20 protein-coding genes are annotated in these 17,974 nt (G+C 51.9%); 3 read left to right on the top strand and 17 right to left on the bottom strand.

Going from position 1 to position 17,974, the window contains the following annotated elements; all coding sequences use genetic code 11:
* From tssE to groES, 11 genes are all read right to left on the bottom strand, one after another.
* On the bottom strand, window positions 1-504 hold the full coding sequence (gene tssE, locus NP590_RS14560; RefSeq protein WP_256603276.1) for a type VI secretion system baseplate subunit TssE: 504 nt from the start codon (window positions 502-504) through the stop codon (window positions 1-3).
* Window positions 505-506: 2 nt separating this feature from the next.
* The gene (locus NP590_RS14555; protein ID WP_256603275.1) at window positions 507-1,316 is read right to left on the bottom strand and encodes a type VI secretion system accessory protein TagJ; all 810 of its coding nucleotides are present in this window, start codon (window positions 1,314-1,316) and stop codon (window positions 507-509) included.
* 67 nt (window positions 1,317-1,383) lie between these two features.
* Complete coding sequence (locus NP590_RS14550) at window positions 1,384-1,866, bottom strand: Hcp family type VI secretion system effector (RefSeq protein WP_256603273.1); 483 nt, start codon at window positions 1,864-1,866, stop codon at window positions 1,384-1,386.
* Between the two features lie 121 nt (window positions 1,867-1,987).
* Entirely contained in the window at window positions 1,988-3,478 is a 1,491-nt protein-coding gene (gene tssC / locus NP590_RS14545) for a type VI secretion system contractile sheath large subunit (protein WP_256603272.1), read from the bottom strand.
* 3 nt (window positions 3,479-3,481) lie between these two features.
* Entirely contained in the window at window positions 3,482-4,018 is a 537-nt protein-coding gene (gene tssB / locus NP590_RS14540) for a type VI secretion system contractile sheath small subunit (RefSeq protein WP_256603270.1), read from the bottom strand.
* A 26-nt stretch (window positions 4,019-4,044) separates the two neighbouring features.
* Window positions 4,045-5,085: a type VI secretion system protein TssA gene (tssA, locus tag NP590_RS14535; protein ID WP_256603269.1), complete on the bottom strand. Its 1,041-nt coding sequence runs from the start codon at window positions 5,083-5,085 to the stop codon at window positions 4,045-4,047.
* 275 nt (window positions 5,086-5,360) lie between these two features.
* Window positions 5,361-6,095, bottom strand: a complete 735-nt coding sequence (locus tag NP590_RS14530; protein WP_256603268.1) for an Hpt domain-containing response regulator — start codon at window positions 6,093-6,095, stop codon at window positions 5,361-5,363.
* A gap of 75 nt (window positions 6,096-6,170) precedes the next feature.
* Window positions 6,171-7,106 carry a GGDEF domain-containing protein gene (locus tag NP590_RS14525; RefSeq protein ID WP_256603267.1) on the bottom strand — a complete coding sequence of 312 codons (936 nt, stop codon included), beginning with the start codon at window positions 7,104-7,106 and terminating at the stop codon, window positions 6,171-6,173.
* Window positions 7,090-7,335, bottom strand: a complete 246-nt coding sequence (locus NP590_RS14520; RefSeq protein ID WP_256603266.1) for a hypothetical protein — start codon at window positions 7,333-7,335, stop codon at window positions 7,090-7,092. The genes NP590_RS14525 and NP590_RS14520 overlap by 17 nt, the downstream gene beginning before the upstream one ends.
* Window positions 7,336-7,397: 62 nt before the next feature.
* Window positions 7,398-9,038: a chaperonin GroEL gene (gene groL, locus NP590_RS14515; protein ID WP_256603265.1), complete on the bottom strand. Its 1,641-nt coding sequence runs from the start codon at window positions 9,036-9,038 to the stop codon at window positions 7,398-7,400.
* 49 nt (window positions 9,039-9,087) lie between these two features.
* On the bottom strand, window positions 9,088-9,375 hold the full coding sequence (gene groES, locus NP590_RS14510) for a co-chaperone GroES (protein ID WP_305888697.1): 288 nt from the start codon (window positions 9,373-9,375) through the stop codon (window positions 9,088-9,090).
* A 144-nt stretch (window positions 9,376-9,519) separates the two neighbouring features.
* On the opposite strand from groES, the gene NP590_RS14505 reads away from it, so the two are divergent.
* Window positions 9,520-10,272 (top strand): HesA/MoeB/ThiF family protein, encoded by a 753-nt coding sequence (locus NP590_RS14505; RefSeq protein WP_256603263.1) that lies wholly within the window; start codon window positions 9,520-9,522, stop codon window positions 10,270-10,272.
* 51 nt (window positions 10,273-10,323) lie between these two features.
* On the opposite strand, the gene NP590_RS14500 is transcribed toward NP590_RS14505, so the two are convergent.
* A complete protein-coding gene (locus NP590_RS14500) occupies window positions 10,324-10,530 on the bottom strand; it encodes a hypothetical protein (RefSeq protein WP_256603262.1) in 207 nt (68 codons plus the stop codon).
* Window positions 10,531-10,721: 191 nt separating this feature from the next.
* Between NP590_RS14500 and NP590_RS14495 the strand changes: the two genes are divergently transcribed.
* Window positions 10,722-13,403 carry a cation-transporting P-type ATPase gene (locus NP590_RS14495; protein ID WP_256603261.1) on the top strand — a complete coding sequence of 894 codons (2,682 nt, stop codon included), beginning with the start codon at window positions 10,722-10,724 and terminating at the stop codon, window positions 13,401-13,403.
* Between the two features lies 1 nt (window position 13,404).
* Here NP590_RS14495 and NP590_RS14490 read toward each other — a convergent pair whose 3' ends face one another.
* Window positions 13,405-13,998 (bottom strand): TetR/AcrR family transcriptional regulator, encoded by a 594-nt coding sequence (locus NP590_RS14490; RefSeq protein WP_256603260.1) that lies wholly within the window; start codon window positions 13,996-13,998, stop codon window positions 13,405-13,407.
* Window positions 13,999-14,109: 111 nt separating this feature from the next.
* Here NP590_RS14490 and NP590_RS14485 point away from each other — a divergent pair, with 111 nt between their 5' ends.
* Window positions 14,110-14,577 carry a nuclear transport factor 2 family protein gene (locus NP590_RS14485; protein WP_256603259.1) on the top strand — a complete coding sequence of 156 codons (468 nt, stop codon included), beginning with the start codon at window positions 14,110-14,112 and terminating at the stop codon, window positions 14,575-14,577.
* 67 nt (window positions 14,578-14,644) lie between these two features.
* Here the strand turns inward: NP590_RS14485 and NP590_RS14480 are convergent, their stop codons facing one another.
* The 4 genes from NP590_RS14480 to NP590_RS14465 form a co-directional block, all read right to left on the bottom strand.
* Window positions 14,645-15,874, bottom strand: coding sequence for a pyrophosphate--fructose-6-phosphate 1-phosphotransferase (locus NP590_RS14480; RefSeq protein ID WP_256603258.1), 1,230 nt, complete (start codon window positions 15,872-15,874; stop codon window positions 14,645-14,647).
* A 169-nt stretch (window positions 15,875-16,043) separates the two neighbouring features.
* On the bottom strand, window positions 16,044-16,292 hold the full coding sequence (locus tag NP590_RS14475) for a hypothetical protein (protein ID WP_256603257.1): 249 nt from the start codon (window positions 16,290-16,292) through the stop codon (window positions 16,044-16,046).
* Window positions 16,293-16,392: 100 nt separating this feature from the next.
* Entirely contained in the window at window positions 16,393-17,166 is a 774-nt protein-coding gene (locus NP590_RS14470; protein WP_256603256.1) for an alpha/beta fold hydrolase, read from the bottom strand.
* 8 nt (window positions 17,167-17,174) lie between these two features.
* The gene (locus NP590_RS14465; protein ID WP_256603255.1) at window positions 17,175-17,897 is read right to left on the bottom strand and encodes a DUF445 domain-containing protein; all 723 of its coding nucleotides are present in this window, start codon (window positions 17,895-17,897) and stop codon (window positions 17,175-17,177) included.
* Between the last annotated feature and the right edge of the window lie 77 nt (window positions 17,898-17,974).

Raw genomic sequence — 17,974 nt, 5'->3', positions numbered from 1 at the left:
CTAACCGCCTATTTCCTTGACCGTGACTTCACCGGTCTCCAAATCCAGATCGCTACGGATAAACAGGTGTACCGGCAAAGGCTGGGCCCACAAATCGCCTTCTATTTTGAAAGACAGCGAGTTTTGGCTCATTTGATCGCCGGCAACCAGAATTTCAATTCTAAGCGAATCCGCCAGGATTCTGGGTTCGAAATCCATGATGGCCTGCTTTAACTTGCGCTCCAGATTACCCGCATCGACGCTGCTTAAATTGGTACCGGACAGCGCCGGTATGCCGTAGTTTACGACCGAGCGCGCGACGTAGGGCGCTACCGATAAATCCTCCAGGGCTTCAAAAGCCGTGGTGTTCAACAGCCAGCTGATATCCCGTAAAACGCTTTGCCTTAATTGCCGGTAAGACATCACGCGCTGCTCGCGCGATTCGGTTTTTTCAGTCGGCGCATAGTCGGTCAGCCGATCCAGCAGGGATGGTTGCAGGCGTTCCTTGGCAACAAGCTCGGCCATTGTTATTCGGAAACGGAGGGATTAAAGATTAACTCCCGAGTATCCAATAAGGCGTGTTCGCCATTGTCGGTTATCCAGATACGCTGACCCAGTCCATGGTAATGGCCGGCTTCGGGCTCCAGCCACGCGGTTTTACGGGCCAATCGCAAGGCGGCATCCTCGGCATTTTCGCTACCGGGATAACGGGAAGGAATCAATCCGAACGCGCTACCACCATTGGTCCAGGTAAATTGGGCCGGCAACCAAATCAAATCCCGCAGATCGACTGGCGCTTCTATTTCGATGCTGGCAATCCGGTTGAAGGGAATCCAATAATAACGCCCATTGACTACCGCTTCCGCGACCGGGCCAAGCCGGCTGTCGGAATCGGCAATCCATTCGAAAGCCTCTCCGTTAAAACTGCCGGACGAGGCCGGCGCCTGTTCGAAAGCTCGAGCGCGCAATTCGCCGGCTTGGGTATAAGCGGCTTGCGCCGATAATTTGCAGGCTTCGACCAGCAGAGCGATCCAGTGCTCGGGCTCGCCGAACACCAAGGGCGAGGTTTCCCCCTTAAAAACTTTTTCGCGCAATAATTCGCAACGGATGGCTTCGCGGTAGGTTTGCACCATCGCCAAATTTGCATTATCCAGATTGCCGCAAACGTTGAGCTGATTCAGCGCCCGGTCCCATTGTCCGTTCAGCGCCAGCAATTGAAACAGGAATACCCGGTGTTTGGCCACATCGGGACTTTTCCGCACCTGTTCTTGTAGTTGCGCCAGCGCGTCATCCAGGCGTCCGTCTTTTAAGCTAATTTCCGCCGCACTTGAAATCATAAGCGTCCAAACTCTATAAATGAAACGCCCGCCCTTTCAGGCGGGCGTTTGAGACAGGCAACAAAGCTTACAGTGCTTTGTTTGCCGCAATATCCCAACCCATGTCGGGTTTTGCACCCTCGCCGCCCTTGGCGGTTTGTTCGACGTACTTGACTTTGACGGCGCCGAAATTCAGCGTGACATTTTCGGTCAAACGGTCTTCGCCACCGGAACCGCCGGTGGAAACGGCGGTTACAATCAAGTCCGTCATCGTGATGGTCAAATATTCGACGGGTTTCTCGCCAGCTTTACGGACGATCAAATCCGCCGTTTCGAAGTGCTTGCCGTTGCAGCATGCCTTCAACAGGTCGGGAGTGCTCTTATCGACATATTTGGTGACGCTGAGGTCCTGCACATTTACCTTGCCGGCGCCGGAACCGCTGCCCATGTGAGTCGTGCCGCTATTGGACATCCCCCAACTCCAAGCCAACACATCGATGGTATCTTTGTGCTTGTCGTCCTGAGCTTCACCTTTAACATCTTTGATTTTCAAAAACATATCAAATGCCATGACCTTCTCCTTTCTTTATAAAGAATTAAATTTAAACTTACGCTTAGCTAAAAAAAGCTTATTTGCCGTGCTCATACCATACTCAAGCCTCCTGAATATTCGAAATCCTCCCAGACAAATCCTAGCCACCTTTTCCGGAAGGCAATTTGGAAACCAAGCGCAAGGACACCGTGAGACCTTCCAATTGATAATGCGGCCTCAAGAAAAACTTGGATGAATAGTAGCCAGGGTTACCCTCGACCTCTTCCACCACCACTTCGGCGGCCGCCAGGGGTTTGCGCGATTTGGTCAGTTCGTCCGACATCGCCGGGTTGGGATCGACATAATTGTTGATCCAACTGGTCAACCATTTTTCCATGTCGTCGCGTTCCTTGAACGAACCGATTTTATCCCTGACCATGCACTTCAGATAATGCGCGAAGCGGCAGGTTGCAAACAAATACGGCAGGCGCGCGGCCAGATTGGCATTGGCTGTCGCATCGGGATCGTCGTATTCGGCCGGTTTCTGCAAAGACTGCGCGCCGATAAAGGCGGCAAAGTCGGTATTTTTTTTATGGATCAACGGCATGAAGCCGCTTTTTGCCAACTCGGCTTCGCGTCTGTCGGTAATAGCGATTTCGGTTGGACATTTCATGTCGACCCCTCCATCGTCGGTCGGGAAGGTATGCACCGGCAACCCTTCCACGGCACCGCCGGACTCGATACCGCGAATACGCGAACACCAACCGTACAGCTTGAAAGACCGGTTGATGTTGACCGCCATCGCATAGGCCGCGTTCGACCAAGTATATTTGCTGCTGTCGGCGCCGGAGGTATCTTCTTCAAAATCGAACTCATCCACCGGGTCGGTTTTGGCGCCATAGGGTAATCGGCTCAGGAAACGCGGCATGGCCAAGCCCAAATATCGCGAGTCATCGGATTCGCGCAAGGAACGCCAAGCGGCGTATTCCGGCGTCTGGAAGATTTTGGTCAAATCGCGCGGATTGGCCAATTCCGACCAGCTCTGCATTTGCAGCACGCTAGGCGCAACTCCGGACAGGAAGGGCGTATGCGAAGCCGCCGCGATTTTTGCCATTTCGCCCAGCAACTCGACATCGGGCGGAGTATGGTCGAAATGGTAATCGCCGACCAGACAGCCAAACGGTTCGCCGCCGAAAGTGCCGTATTCCTCTTCGTACAATTTCTTGAACAGCGGACTTTGGTCCCAGGCGGTACCCTTGAATTTTTTCAGGGTTTTGCCCAGTTCCTTCTTGGAAATGTTCAATACCTTGATTTTCAACATCTCATCGGTTTCGGTGTTGTTTACCAGGTAATGTAAACCGCGCCAAGCCCCTTCCAGTTGTTGAAAGTCGGGGTGATGCAAGACAAGATTCAACTGCTCGGAAATTTTTGCGTCCAGGCTGGCGATGATGGCCTGTATGCTTTTTATCGCATCGTCGGAAATTTTCGAGACATCCTGCAAGGCGAATTGAGCCAGGGTGGAAACCGCCGTGTTGACCTGATTGGCCGCTTCGGTACCGGGCTTGAACTCTTTCGACAGCAATGCGGCAAAATCGTCAAACTCCAGGGTTTCGGTGGCGCCTTGCTGGGCTTGTGTATCTAATTCAGCCATAAATTACTCCCCACTTCCTTCCGCCGCATCCGCCGGTTTTTCGGCCTCGGCCGGTTTGGCCTTATCGGCCAGGGTTTTCAACAGAGCCGGATCGTTGATCAATTTGGCGATCAACTCTTCCGCGCCGGTTTTGCCATCCATGTAAGTAATCAGATTGGACAATTGGGTTCTGGCCTCGACGATTTTATCCAAGCCGGCAACTTTCTTCGCTACCGCGGCGGGCGAAAAATCGTCCATGTTTTCAAAGGTGATGTCGACGTTCAAATTACCTTCGCCGGTTAATGTGTTGGCGACTTGAAACGCCGCTCTAGGCTTCATGGATTTCAAGCGTTCGTTGAAATTATCGACGTCGATTTCCAATAATTTGCGGTCGGCAATGGGTGGTAAGGGCTCGGCCGGTTTGCCCGAGAGATCGGAAAGCACACCCATCACAAAGGGAAGCTGTACTTTTTTCTCGGATCCATACACTTCCACATCGTATTCGATTTGAACGCGCGGCGCCCGGTTTCGTTGAATGAACTTCTGACTGCTCTCGGCCATTTCCTACTCCAGTAATTGAGTGATTGTTAATATTGATCCGCATCCGGATCGGGACCTTTGATCTGCTCCAGTTGGGACATGCCATCCGGCAACAGATTTTGCACAATTTGCATAAAATCCGCCGTAACCAGTTTTTTTGCCCGCTCCAGCAATATGGGCACCGGACTGGAGGGTTCGTTTTCCCGATAATATTTGCAAATCAGATCCAGCGTTTTCAGCACATCCTGACGGGAGTTCACGCCGCCGACCGCTGCTGCCTTGCGAGAAGCCCCCCCGGAACCCGATTCGCCCTCGGCGCCCTCTGCGCCGCCGGACAATTCTTCCTCATCGCCCGCGCCGGTTTCGGCGTATTGGTCGAACACATAGCGCATTTCTTTCAGCAGGGAGGATATCGCGGATAAGTCGGGACCATTTTCAATCCCTACTTTCTCGCCGACAAAGCTGTCCAACTGCTGCACCAGCCGAATGCCGTCATTGATTGCCTGATAAGTCGCCGATACCGTTTCCTCAGGCACGTCCAGGAATGCCGCCCGGATACTGTTCAGATCCGGTTTGGCAACGCCTTCGGGAACTTCGACCTTATCGGAGGCCAAATGGTAATCGCGCAAGCTATAGCGACCAACGGCTTTTGAATCCACCAATGGCGCCTGTGTCAGCGGCCACAGCACCGAATCGAAATTACTCAGTTCTTCGAGGATGTTGACGCGCGTGGTAGGATCCAGATCATCATCCGGGTCCAGAACAGGATGCAGCTCGTCCCAATATTTTTCCAATAGGCTGTATAAAAGATTCAATCCATCCCGAAACCCCGGCACTCCTTCAAGATTGATCAAGGCCCGTAACAGATAAACGACAACCTGTATATCCTTGCTTTGTTGCAAAATGGCCAGGGCTTGCTTATGAATATCCCGCCAATTGGGCGGCTGGGCTTTTTCGCCGGTAATGGGATCTTCCGGCTTCCCCAAAATATTTTTCCCCAACTCAAGATAGGCGGGATCGTATTCCAAATAATCGCCACAAGGATTATCCGGGGAAATTTCCTCTAAAAATGCTAATAAATCAGCCATGAAATGCCTTTTCGGACTTATTTAAATTTTGCTGTGCCTAGCCTAGTCCAGTTTGTGGAAAAATCAAAGGTCTTTTGCACGCGGCCCGCGATAAATCGTTACGCTGAAAGTAATTTGGCGGTTCAAGAACGCTTGGCGGACGGGCGGCGTCGGCTAGGATGGACCCGGCCAACCATGTTGACATATTCACGGCGCCCAGTACGGCGAGCAAACTGCCATCGGCTCTTCTTTCATGGGCCAGACTGATGCAGCGCCTTCATGTTCTTTGCCCAGGCTTAACCCTCCATATGAGTCAATACTTCTACCCGCATATCCAGCAAAGCTTCGCACTTTTCATCCAGTTGCTGAAAATGCCGGCAAGCCTCGGCAAATTCGCCCGCAATCAGGGATTGCTCCACCCGACTTGCGCTGGCGCGAAAATCGGCCAAGCCATAAAAACAAAAACTGCCATGCAGTTTATGGGCAATATTCAGGGCCGGCTGCGCCGCATGAGCTTGCAAAGCCAGCTTCAGCTCCGTCATCTGTAAAGGCAATTCCTGAAACAATTTTTGCAAAAACTGCTTGCCCAAAGCCTTATTACTGTCGAACTTTTCCAGCACTGTATTTGCATAATAATGACTGCTCCCTTCTCCGGCCGGCACGCGCCACTGATCGATGATGCGTTGCAAATCGGCCAGCACGATGGGTTTTATCAAACAATCGTTAAACCCCGATTCCGTCAATAAATGCTTCTGATGGCTTTGCACGTGAGCCGTAATGGCGATAACCGGCGAGGTTTGATTAACGGAATCTTCCCTGACTTTTTTAACCAACTCAAAACCCGTCAATCCCGGCATATTGACATCCAAAAATACCAGTGCGTATTTTTGTCCTTGTAAAAAACCCCACGCCTCCCGGCCGTCAACCGCCAGCGTGATGTTTTCACTCCAACACCTTAACTGTTCCGCCAATAACCAACGATTCATTTCGTTATCGTCGGCCACCAGAATGGATAAATCATTGGAAATCATAAAAGCCTAATGTTATGTGATTGATACCGATCTAGCCGGCAAGCCCGCCGCTCGTCCACATTCGGACAAGCCTCGTCAGCGCCAATCGCTGGCGGAGTTGAAATGGGCAATTTCCAGCCGGTTACGGCCATTTTGTTTCGCTAGATATAATGCATCGTCGGCGATCCGTATCAGCGTGGGCAAGGAATCGATGGCCGTCACCCGCCGGGTACACACGCCGATAGAGATCGTGGTTGGTATGGTTTGGCCCTTATATGTAAACGGGTAGTGCATAACAGACCGCCTGATTCTTTCCGCCCAGCCGGCGGCGGCATCTCCGGGCGTCTCCCGCAGCATCATGATGAACTCCTCGCCGCCATAGCGGGCCAGCAGGTCCTCCTTTCGCATCTGTTCGGACAGGATAGCGGATAGCTCCTTCAACACCTGATCGCCGGCCGGGTGGCCGAAAGCATCGTTTTTAGCCTTGAAATGGTCGACGTCGCACATCACGATACTCAACAAGGCATTATTACGCTTGCAATAGGAAAACTCCTCGTGCGCGCGCTGCATGAACGCCCCCCGATTGAGGATGCCGGTCAATGCGTCGGTATACGCCGCTCGATAAAGAGCCTGCTCCGATTCGGCCTCGCTATAACATTTGTAATCGATGCGCATCACCGTGTCGCCAGCCATGATGCGATCATGCGCGCTCAGCCAATGCTTTTCAATGCGCTCCCCGGCCAAAAAACTGCCGTTTGTGGACTGTAAATCCTCGAACAAAATCCTATCCTTAAAGACGGTAAATACGCAATGTCTCCTGGAAATTTTCGGATCGCCTATCACGATATCCGCTTCGTCGCTGCGGCCTATCACATAGGATTGCTGCTCCAACTTGAATTGCCTGCCTCTGTCGCAGCCCGACAAAATCACCAGATAAGGTTCGAGCACATGTTTAACTTGGGCATGGTTAACCGTTCCACTGACCATGGTGGTGGAAGGAAGCAGAGAACAGTTTTTACCTGAAGCGCTCATGACAAAATACGAAGCAATGATTTAACCCAAAAAGCCGCTCGGCAACGGTTATTCCAAGAAGCGGCGGCGGAAATTGCCCTCGCGCCGCCGGAATTGCAAAAACAATTACCCGCAGTGTCTCAAACGCCGAGTCAGGCAGCAAGTTTTTAAACTCAGGCTTGATGCCGACGCCGTCCGTTCCCAGCGGGACCTTGCGTAAACCCGGGGCATTTTCCACAACATCATGCATAAAAAAGCCCCGGCACCCAAGGGATACCGAGGCTTTATGGACTTGGGAGCCCTAAGCGGCGATTACATCATGCCGCCCATGCCACCCATGCCGCCCATATCAGGCATTGCAGGGGCTTTACTGTCGGATGGCGCATCGGCGATCATCACTTCAGTGGTAATCATCAAGCCCGCAACAGACGCCGCGTTTTGCAAGGCCGAACGGGTGACTTTCGCGGGATCCAAAATACCCATTGCGATCATGTCGCCGTATTCACCGGTTGCCGCGTTGTAGCCGAAGTTGCCCGTGCCTTTTTTGACTTCGTTCAGCACGACCGACGCTTCATCGCCGGCATTGCTGACGATTTGACGCAAAGGTTCTTCCATCGCGCGGCGCAGGATGCTGATACCCACGTCTTGATCGTGGTTGATACCTTTCAGACCTTCCAGAGCAGACAATGCACGGATCAGCGCGGTACCACCGCCGGCAACCACACCTTCTTCAACCGCGGCGCGAGTTGAATGCAGAGCGTCTTCAACGCGAGCTTTCTTCTCTTTCATTTCGACTTCGGTCGCGGCTCCGACTTTGATCACCGCAACACCGCCGGCCAATTTGGCCAGACGTTCCTGCAGTTTTTCACGGTCGTAATCGGAAGTCGCTTCGTCGGCTTGGGCGCGGATTTGCGCCACGCGGCCCTTGATTTGACCTTCGTCGCCGGCACCGTCGATGATGGTGGTGTTTTCTTTGTTGATTTGCACGCGTTTCGCAGTACCCAATTGGCTAATGTCGGCTTTTTCCAGAGACAGGCCCACTTCTTCGGAAATGACTACGCCACCGGTCAGGATTGCGATGTCTTCCAGCATGGCTTTACGGCGGTCACCGAAGCCCGGCGCTTTGACAGCCGCGACTTTAACGATGCCGCGCATGTTGTTGACCACCAAAGTCGCCAGCGCTTCGCCCTCGACGTCTTCGGCAATGATCAGCAAGGAACGGCCGGATTTAGCCACGCCTTCCAGAATCGGCAGCATTTCGCGGATGTTGGAGATTTTTTTGTCGTACAACAACACGAAAGGATCGTCCAGTTCAACGCTCATGCTTTCTTGTTTGTTGATGAAGTAAGGAGACAAATAACCGCGGTCGAACTGCATACCTTCGACGACATCCAGTTCGTTGTTCAGGCCGGTACCTTCTTCGACGGTGATCACGCCTTCTTTACCGACTTTTTCCATCGCTTCTGCGATGATCGCGCCGACGGATTCGTCGGAGTTGGCGGAAATGGTGCCGACTTGAGCGATGGCTTTGCTATCGCTGCAAGGGGTAGAGGCTTTTTCGATGGCGGCAACCGCCGTGGTGACCGCCAGATCAATGCCGCGTTTCAGGTCCATCGGATTCATGCCCGCCGCGACGGATTTCAAGCCCTCGTTAACGATGGCTTGAGCCAAAACGGTCGCGGTGGTGGTACCGTCGCCGGCCACGTCGGAAGTTTTTGATGCCACTTCCTTGACCATTTGCGCGCCCATGTTTTCGAATTTGTCTTTCAATTCGATTTCTTTGGCTACCGATACACCGTCCTTGGTGATGGTTGGTGCGCCGAAGCTTTTGTCCAGAACCGCGTTGCGGCCTTTAGGGCCCAGGGTTACTTTTACCGCGTTCGCCAAAATGTTAACGCCTTGTACCATTAATGCACGGGCGTCGCCGCCGAATTTTACGTCTTTTGCTGCCATTTTTTATATTCCTAAATCTATTAACGAATTGATAAACAATTGGTTGGGATTAACCCAAGATGCCCATGATGTCTTCTTCACGCATGACGATGTATTGCTCGCCATCGACTTTGACTTCAGTGCCGGAATATTTGCCGAACAGTACTTTATCGCCGACTTTAACTTCCAGGGCGCGCACTTGACCGTTGTCCAGCGCTTTACCTGAACCCACCGCCAATACTTCGCCTTCGCTGGGCTTTTCCGCCGCGGAACCCGGCAATACGATACCGCCGGCGGTTTTGGTTTCTTCTTCCACACGTTTTACGACAACGCGGTCATGTAACGGACGAATTTTCATCAATGTCTCCTTATATGGGTTAAAAGTTAAAGATCAAACTAAACTATTAGCACTCTCTTGCAACGAGTGCTAATAATATCCAGCTTTTGCACTCTGTCAAGCTCTTTGGCATTATTCGCGCCTCATTCATCAGCCGTATTCATCATGAACGACCAACAATTACTCCGTTACAGCCGTCAGATCATGCTGCCGCAAGTCGACATTACCGGACAGCAAAAACTGCTGGCAGCCAAAATATTGATAGTCGGTGCCGGCGGCCTTGGTTCGCCCGCCGCGATGTATCTTGCCGCGGCCGGCGTTGGACAGATCACAATCTACGATGACGACAGGGTCGATTTAACCAACTTGCAACGTCAGATTGCTCATGGCAGCGCGGATATAGGGCTGGATAAAGTCATTTCAACCCTCAATACCCTGAAAAATATCAACCCGGACGTTCGGGTACTCCCTCGCAAGGCCCGCTTACAGGACGATCTGCTGGATCGGGAAGTGGCCGACGCCGATGTGGTCTTGGATTGCAGCGACAATTTCGCCACGCGCTTTGCAGTCAACCGGGCTTGCGTGGCCCACCACACGGCATTGGTATCCGGCGCGGCAATTCGCTTCGAGGGACAGATCAGCGTGTTTACGCCGGGCCGGAACGATAGCCCTTGTTACAATTGCTTATATCAAAGCGACGGCGAAGAATTACAAAATTGCGCCCGCAATGGCGTCATCGCTCCCCTTACCGGAGTAATCGGCAGCATTCAAGCCCTGGAAGCCATGAAGCTGATCATGAATGCGGGAGAATGTTTGACCGGCCGCCTGCTGATTCTGGATGGCCTGGGCATGGAATGGCAAACGCTGCGACTGAAAAAAAATCCGGCCTGCCCGACTTGCGGCGTAACGACTGCCTAAACGCAAAAAACCGGGATTTACCCGGCTTTTCGGCGTAATAAAGACTAACGATTATTTTTTGGCTATCACGGTCTTGATCTTATCGATCACTTTTGCGGTCATATTCAACACCGCCGATTCGCTGTCGCCATGCGGTTCGATATCGCCGAACGGTTCGCCGTTTCTCATTGTATACATGTAAATGAAATAAGCCAGCGGTGCAAAAGCAAAGCAGGCTATTACCAACATTAAAAACCCAATTTCGATCACTGTACCCATAGTCCCCTCCAGTTTGTTATTTTTGTTTTATTAAAATAAGGCCTTGAGCCCGTCGCGGAATATAACCCCATCCGGAATGAGGAACAAGCGTAAAATTTGGCTTCAAAATCGTTTATCCCCTGTTAAGTCCCGCAAACAGACTCGGCCAACCTATTCAAGCAATAAATTCCACCCATTAAGGAACTCCCCCAATGAATCCATCGAACGCAGACTGGCATGCTAAACCCGCCGAAGCGCTATTGAGCGATTTTGGCCTCGATATCCACCGGGGATTAAGCGAAACGGAAGCGCAAAGGCGCTTGAGCGAATACGGCCCCAACCGGCTAACCGCGCGCAAGGGCAAAAACCCCCTACACCTGTTTCTGTCGCAATTCAACCAGGCGCTCGTTTACATACTGCTGCTGTCCGGCGGAATCACGGCATTTTTGGAAGAATGGGTCGATAGCAGCGTCATCTTCGGCGTGGTGCTGGTCAATGCGGTCATCGGTTTCATTCAGGAAGCCAATGCCTTGAAAGCCATCAACGCATTGGCACAAGCCTTCAACATCAGTTGTAATGCCTTACGCGACGGCCATCGCCGACAATTGTCCGCCAGCGAACTGGTGCCGGGTGATTTGGTGTTTTTGCAATCCGGCGACAAAGTGCCGGCCGACATCCGCATTTTGCGGGTTCGCGAATTGCAAATCGACGAATCCATCATGACCGGAGAATCGCTACCGGTGGAAAAGCACCCCGGCATACTACCCGCTACCACTGTACTGGCGGATAGAAGCAACATGGCCTATTCGTCGACTTTGGTAACCTACGGTAGCGGCATCGGCATGGTCGTGGAAACCGGCGATCGCACGGAAATAGGCTTGATCAATCGCATGATAGCCGGCGCCACCGAGTTGGAAACCCCCCTTACCCGTAAAATAAGCCAATTCAGCCGGCTATTGCTGTGGATCATCATCGCGTGCGCGGTATTGACCTTTGCCGTTGGCGTATGGCGCGGACATTCCATGCTGGATATGTTCATGGCTTCGGTGGCCTTGGCTGTTGGCGCCATTCCGGAAGGCCTGCCAGCCGCGATTACCATTACCCTCGCCATTGGGGTATCGCGCATGGCAAAACGCAATGCCATCATTCGCAAATTACCGGCCGTGGAAACCCTAGGCAGCACTACGGTCATTTGCTCCGATAAAACCGGCACCTTGACCCAAAATCAAATGACGGTGACAGCAATCCATGCCGGCGGAGACCTGTTTGAAATCAGTGGCAATGGTTATACCCCCGAGGGCCGCTTCATCCTTCGCGATAAAACGATAGACCCCAACACAAACCCGGCCTTGTTGGAATGCCTAAAAGCCGGCCTGCTCTGTAACGACGCCAGGCTAATCGCCGATTTCGATGACTGGCGCATAGAAGGCGATCCAACCGAGGGCGCGTTAATAGTGGCCGCCCATAAAGCCGGCTTGCATCAACTGGCCGTCAGCACCGCCCAACCGAGACTGGATGCCATTCCATTCGAATCGCAGTATCAATACATGGCAACGCTCCATCACAACCTTGGCAGGGATGCGCGCCACGTTTATCTGAAAGGCTCGCTGGAAAGCCTGTTGCGGCGTTGCGACAACGCTTTCGACCAGCAACTGCGGCCGGTTGCCTTGGACAAGGCACAATTACTGCGTCAAGCTGAACAACTGGCGGCGCGTGGCCTCCGGGTCCTGGCTTTTGCCAGAGGCGACCACCAGGACAATGCCGTCCAGCATGACGAGATTTTGGGCGGATTAAGCTTCCTGGGTTTACAAGCCATGATGGATCCACCTAGGCCGGAGGCCGCCGCTTCCATCGCCGCTTGTTACCGCGCCGGCATCGAGGTCAAAATGATTACCGGCGACCATCCGATCACCGCCCTCTCCATCGCCCGTCAACTTGGCATGCGCCACACCGAACGCACCGTCAGCGGGGCCGAGTTGCAAACAATAGCCGAAAGCGAATATCCCGATCTGATGGAACAATGTTCAGTCTACGCCCGCATCGGCCCGGAACAGAAGCTTCTGTTGGTGAAAGCCCTGCAAACCAAGGGCCACGTGGTGGCAATGACCGGTGACGGCGTCAACGACGCTCCCGCGCTGCGGCAAGCCAATATCGGCGTATCAATGGGTATGGGCGGAACCGAAGTCGCCAAGGAAGCGGCGGCGATGATACTCACCGACGATAATTTCGCCACTATTGAAGCGGCGGTGGAGGAAGGTCGCGGCGTATTCGACAATTTGGTGAAATTCATCGTCTGGACTTTACCGACCAACCTGGGCGAGGGCTTGGTGATTACCACGGCGGTATTCGCCGACGCCGCCCTACCCATCACACCGGTACAAATTTTATGGATCAACATGACGACCGCCGTATTGCTAGGCCTGATGCTGGCATTCGAACCCAAGGAACCCGGTTTGATGGACAGACAGCCGCGCAATCCGACCCAGCCCATCTTGACCAAGCATCTGGTATTCCGGATTTGTCTGGTGGGTGGTTTATTGTTGGCGAGCGCGTTCGGCCTGTTTGCCTGGGAATTATCGCATGCCGAGTCGTTAGCCAAAGCCCGCACGGTGTCGGTCAATGTATTCGTCTGTTGCGAACTGTTTTATTTATTCAATTGCCGCTCATTGAGCCATTCGATGTTTAAAGTTGGTTTATTTTCCAATCCATGGGTCATTTTTGGAGTGCTTGGCATGGTAATGTTGCAGATGCTATTTACCTACTGGCCGCCGATGCAAGCCCTGTTCGGCAGCGAGGCCATCGGTCCGGATGAGTGGATATTGATTATGGCGGCCGGACTGACTGTTTACTTTACGATCGGCTGCGAAAAATGGTTAATGCGGAGGATCAAATGATCTAACCCGCCGACCCGATTTTATGGAGCCCTGACAAAATCAGCTCCAGCCCCGCTAGCGCGGTTTTTGCGGAGGACGTTTGCAGTTCGAACTGCGCCACGACTATGGCTCCATCTACCGCGACAGCCGCTGCGCTCGCCAGCGAAAACCGCAGCTCGCCGGCAGGTAACAGCCCGGCAATGATACCGACCATATCCTGTTTGTGACTGCGGCATGCCGCCAGCGCTTCCGGGAAACTGTCGCCAAATTCCGCAACGGTATTGATAAACGCACACCCCCGAAACAGCGGATTGCCGAACCATTCTTCCAGCACGGGAAGCAAACACATCAACCCCTTTGCCTTGCGGTCTGACTGGCGCCGCAGCGCATCTTCAAACCAACCGATCCAAAGCGCATGCCTGTAATCCAAAAACGCCAGAATCAAGGCGTTCTTGCTGGGAAAACACCGATAAAACGTAACCTTGCTGACGCCTGCTTCGGCAATCACTTTATCGATGCCGGTCGCGCGTATGCCGTCTCTGTAAAACAGGTCATGCGCGGTCGATAATATGCGTTCGCGCGGAGGTTTATCCACAAGAGTTGTCGTCGAAGCCATGCGGCGGATTGTAGACAGAACTGTCTGCCATTGCTACCATCACCCTATGTAGACAGATTTGTCTACATGCGTTTAATTACCGCCCCTTCATCGCAACTCCGGGAGAAAACCATGGAAACCAAACCACCCCTGCCCCCTTTTACCGAACAAACCGCCGCTCAAAAGGTGCGCATGGCGGAAGACGCCTGGAACAGCCGCGACCCCGATCGCGTGGTGCAGGTATATACGGAGGATACCATCTGGCGTAATCGCGCTGAATTTCCGCGAGGGCGAGAGCAGGTCCATGCGTTTCTGCAACGAAAATGGGCAAAAGAACTGGATTACCGTTTAATCAAGCAATTATGGGCGGTGACCGGCCACCGTATAGCCGTGCGTTTTGCTTACGAGTGGCATGACGATGCCGGCAACTGGTTTCGCAGTTACGGTAACGAGAATTGGGAGTTTAATGAATTCGGCTTGATGCAAAGGCGTTTTGCCAGCATCAATGATTTACCCATCCAGGCCGCCGATCGTTTATTTCATTGGCCGCTGGGCCGGCGACCGGACGAACATCCCGGATTGAGCGAACTGGGATTATAGCGACAGGCTGGGGGCAATTATCAAAAGAGTTAAAAGGGGCGGTTAATCGCCCCTCCTCAATTCAACTTTAGTGGCTTACGTCCACTTTAGCGCCCTTGCTCTGCCCTATTGCGGCTAAAGTTTCGGTGAACCAATCGCTATCGATATTGAACGGCTTGCCACCCTTGATGCGCGGAAACTCGATCGCGCGCAACACATTGCCGTTGTCTTCATCATGCCCCATGACGCCGGATTCGCGACGGAACGCACACTCCACGGCCAGATCGGCACAGGATTTGATCAAGCGCATGTCGTCCACATTCGCAGCCGCGGCGCGGGCGAAATAGCCGGATTTCTGTACCAGGGTTTTCTCCGCGCCTATCATTTGCGCGAACTGTTCGCCGAACCATTTGCCCGGATTGACCGCATCCAGTTTGATGTGCCCGAATGCGTCGCGCGGCACTTCCTGGCCTTTGGCCTGCATTTCCGCGACGATGGCTTCCACGCCAGCTCCTTCGGATACAAATATGTTGACGCAGTCGACTTTATCCATCACTTCGCGCAGCCGTTTTGCTTCCGCTTCCAGATCAATCGCCATTTCCGGTACGAATACGGCGTGGACTTCATAGGATGCTCGCGACAGACCCAGTTCAGGCAACCATTCAGCCCGATCCAGTAACTTGCGATATTCCTGGGCGGTAGCGGCTGTCAGCCAACCGCAGTTGCGGCCCATCACTTCGTGCACGATCAACATGCGTGGGTTGGAGTTGTTTTCGGCCACCACGTTCCAAAAATAACGCGCGCCTTGCTCTGCGGCAGTCCAGGCCCCCAGGGATTGCTTGATAGGGAATACATCGTTATCCACGGTTTTTGGCAAACCGATTACCGTCAGGCCGTAATTGTTTCCGGCCAAAAAAGCCGCCAAGTCGGCTGCGGCGGTATTCGTGTCGTCGCCACCTATGGTATGCAGAATGTCGACGCCGTCTTTAACCAATTGATCGGCCGCCACTTTTTGCGGATCCTCGCCTTCTTTAACCAATCCGCGTTTGACGCAGTCTTTCACGTTAGTCAATTTGACGCGGCTATTGCCGATCACGGAACCGCCAAAACGTTGCAATAAACCGGCATTTTGTCGTACTTCCGCCGTTACCGGATAATAATCACCCAACAGCAGGCCCTTATAACCGCCACGATAGCAGATGATCTCAATACTGGGATCGATCTCTGTGTACCGTTCAATCAGACTGCCGACCGCGGAGTTCAAACAAGGCGCCAATCCGCCCGCGGTAAGAATTGCAACTTTTTTAGGTTTATTCATGAGCATTTATTTTTTTAAAGTTAACAAAGAACCAGTGATAGCACGCAAACATCGTAATTAGCCGGTTCCGGACAAGAGTTGAGGAATAGCGGCTGTTAACCTGTAATTTTACCACAGGCCAAGATTTTTTGAGTTCCCGATATCGATGGAGGGTGTCTGAATCCAATCGCTATTGAGCCAAAAACAATAAGGAATTCAAGTCGATTTTACTTATTTTGGGAATGATTGCCGTATACGTCATGGGGCGAGCATCGATAGTTGTCATCTGGATTCGAATGAATTCCCCACGCACGCTTATCGACAGCGACAAATATTCATCCGCCCCTTCTGCTTGCCCACTCAACAATAGTTCTTGAAACGATAGCTCCACCCTGCCGGATACTCCGGCCTTTAACTGCTGCCTTGATTGTTCAGCCATCCACATTACACCCATACACCGGAAAGATAGTTAAGCTGGATTTAGCTTAATGGTTTATGCCGGGCTTTCTAGTGTACCAAGGGCCAAAAAAGAGCTTATTTTAAGATCGGGCCAACCATTCAGCGACCAGTCTGCAGAACTGGTCGGGCGCTTCAACGTATAACCAATGTCCCGTATCCGCGATTTCAACAAATTCAGCAGAGGGAAAGAATTTTATGACTGCGGTAGGCTCAATATAAGTCGACCGCTCACCAGCAACAAACAATGCCGTGTTATTAAAGGCTTGATTTTCCGGTTGCGGAAAAGCAACGATGTGGTGTGCGCATCGATCAATATAATCGAGGTTGATACGCCAAAAGTAAGCGCTGTCCTTAAGCAACAAATTTTGCAATAAAAACTGGCGGAACCCCATGTCCGGAATTGCCGTCGCCAAAAACTGTTCGGCATCTTTTCGATTGCTGATACGATCCAAAGGCAATTGCCTGAGCGCATAAATCATGGGCGCAAAGCTATGTTCATAATTAACCGGTGCAATATCAACCACCACCAGTTGTTTAATTCTCTCCGGATAATGCAAGGCAATCCACATAGCAATTTTGCCGCCCATGCTATGCCCAAGCAAATGCGCACTTCCAATGCCCATCTTATCCATAAAACAGATTACGTCATACGCCATCAATGGATAATCCATTTGTTCATCATGAGGAGAGCCGCCGTGATTGCGCATATCCAGCACATAAACAAAATGATGTTCCGCAAGCCGTTTGGCTATGCCGCGCCAGTTTCGCGAAGATGCCAAAAAACCATGCAGAATAATTAACGGACTATTGTTTTCATCGCCATGGGTTTCAAAAGCCAGATCAACCGCATTCATAATAAATTTCAGGCAAACCCAAACACCGCGCCCAACATTCCACCAAACACGCCACCCCAAACCACCAACCAACCCAAGTGGGTTTTAATAATACTTTGCACGATTTCCTTAACCATTTGCGGAGTCAATTCACTTAACCGTTTGTCTATCACATCTTCGATCTTCCCGGTCAGATTTTCGCCAATCTTATGCGCATTCAAACCTTGCTGGAGGGCATGTTTGAATCGATCGGACTCGACCATATCATGCAAGGTGTTTCGCATCTTTCCAACAAACGGCTCCTTGAGGGGTAACAAGGCCTCTTCGCCACCCATCATCATCAACATGCCGCCAAATGAAGACCCCATGATTGACGACACCAAGCCTTCGTATACCTTGTCATAATCGACTGCATCCAACAGAGGGGCAATATTTAAAACCTTTCCGCCCTCCTGCTCTTGTTTTTCTATAAAGTGTTCAATGTTTTCGACGGTAAAAAACTGCTCCATCATTAACGCTTTAATCGACGTTTTAAACTCTTCAAACCGGGCTGGTACTATGCCGGAACCATACAGAAAGGGTACTTTTTCAAACAGCATATGTATAGCCAACCAGTTAGTGATTGCGCCCGAAAAAGCAAAAAAACCGATTGCCTTGGTAAGGTCGGCATAAATAGGGCAAAGATAGCCGGTTACGATAATCAATAGCGCAATAAGGTTGGTCACAGTGCTTTTGTTAAACAGTTTTTTCATGAATCCATCGCCTCAAAAATAACACAAAGAAAACATACCCCTCTGAGGGTTAAGACAAAAAAAAAGCCCATCTAAAA

Source organism: Methylomonas subterranea (genome assembly GCF_024505185.1).
In the GTDB taxonomy this organism is placed as follows: Bacteria; Pseudomonadota; Gammaproteobacteria; order Methylococcales; family Methylomonadaceae; genus Methylomonas; species Methylomonas subterranea.
This window is presented reverse-complemented; position numbering and strand designations above follow the sequence as displayed.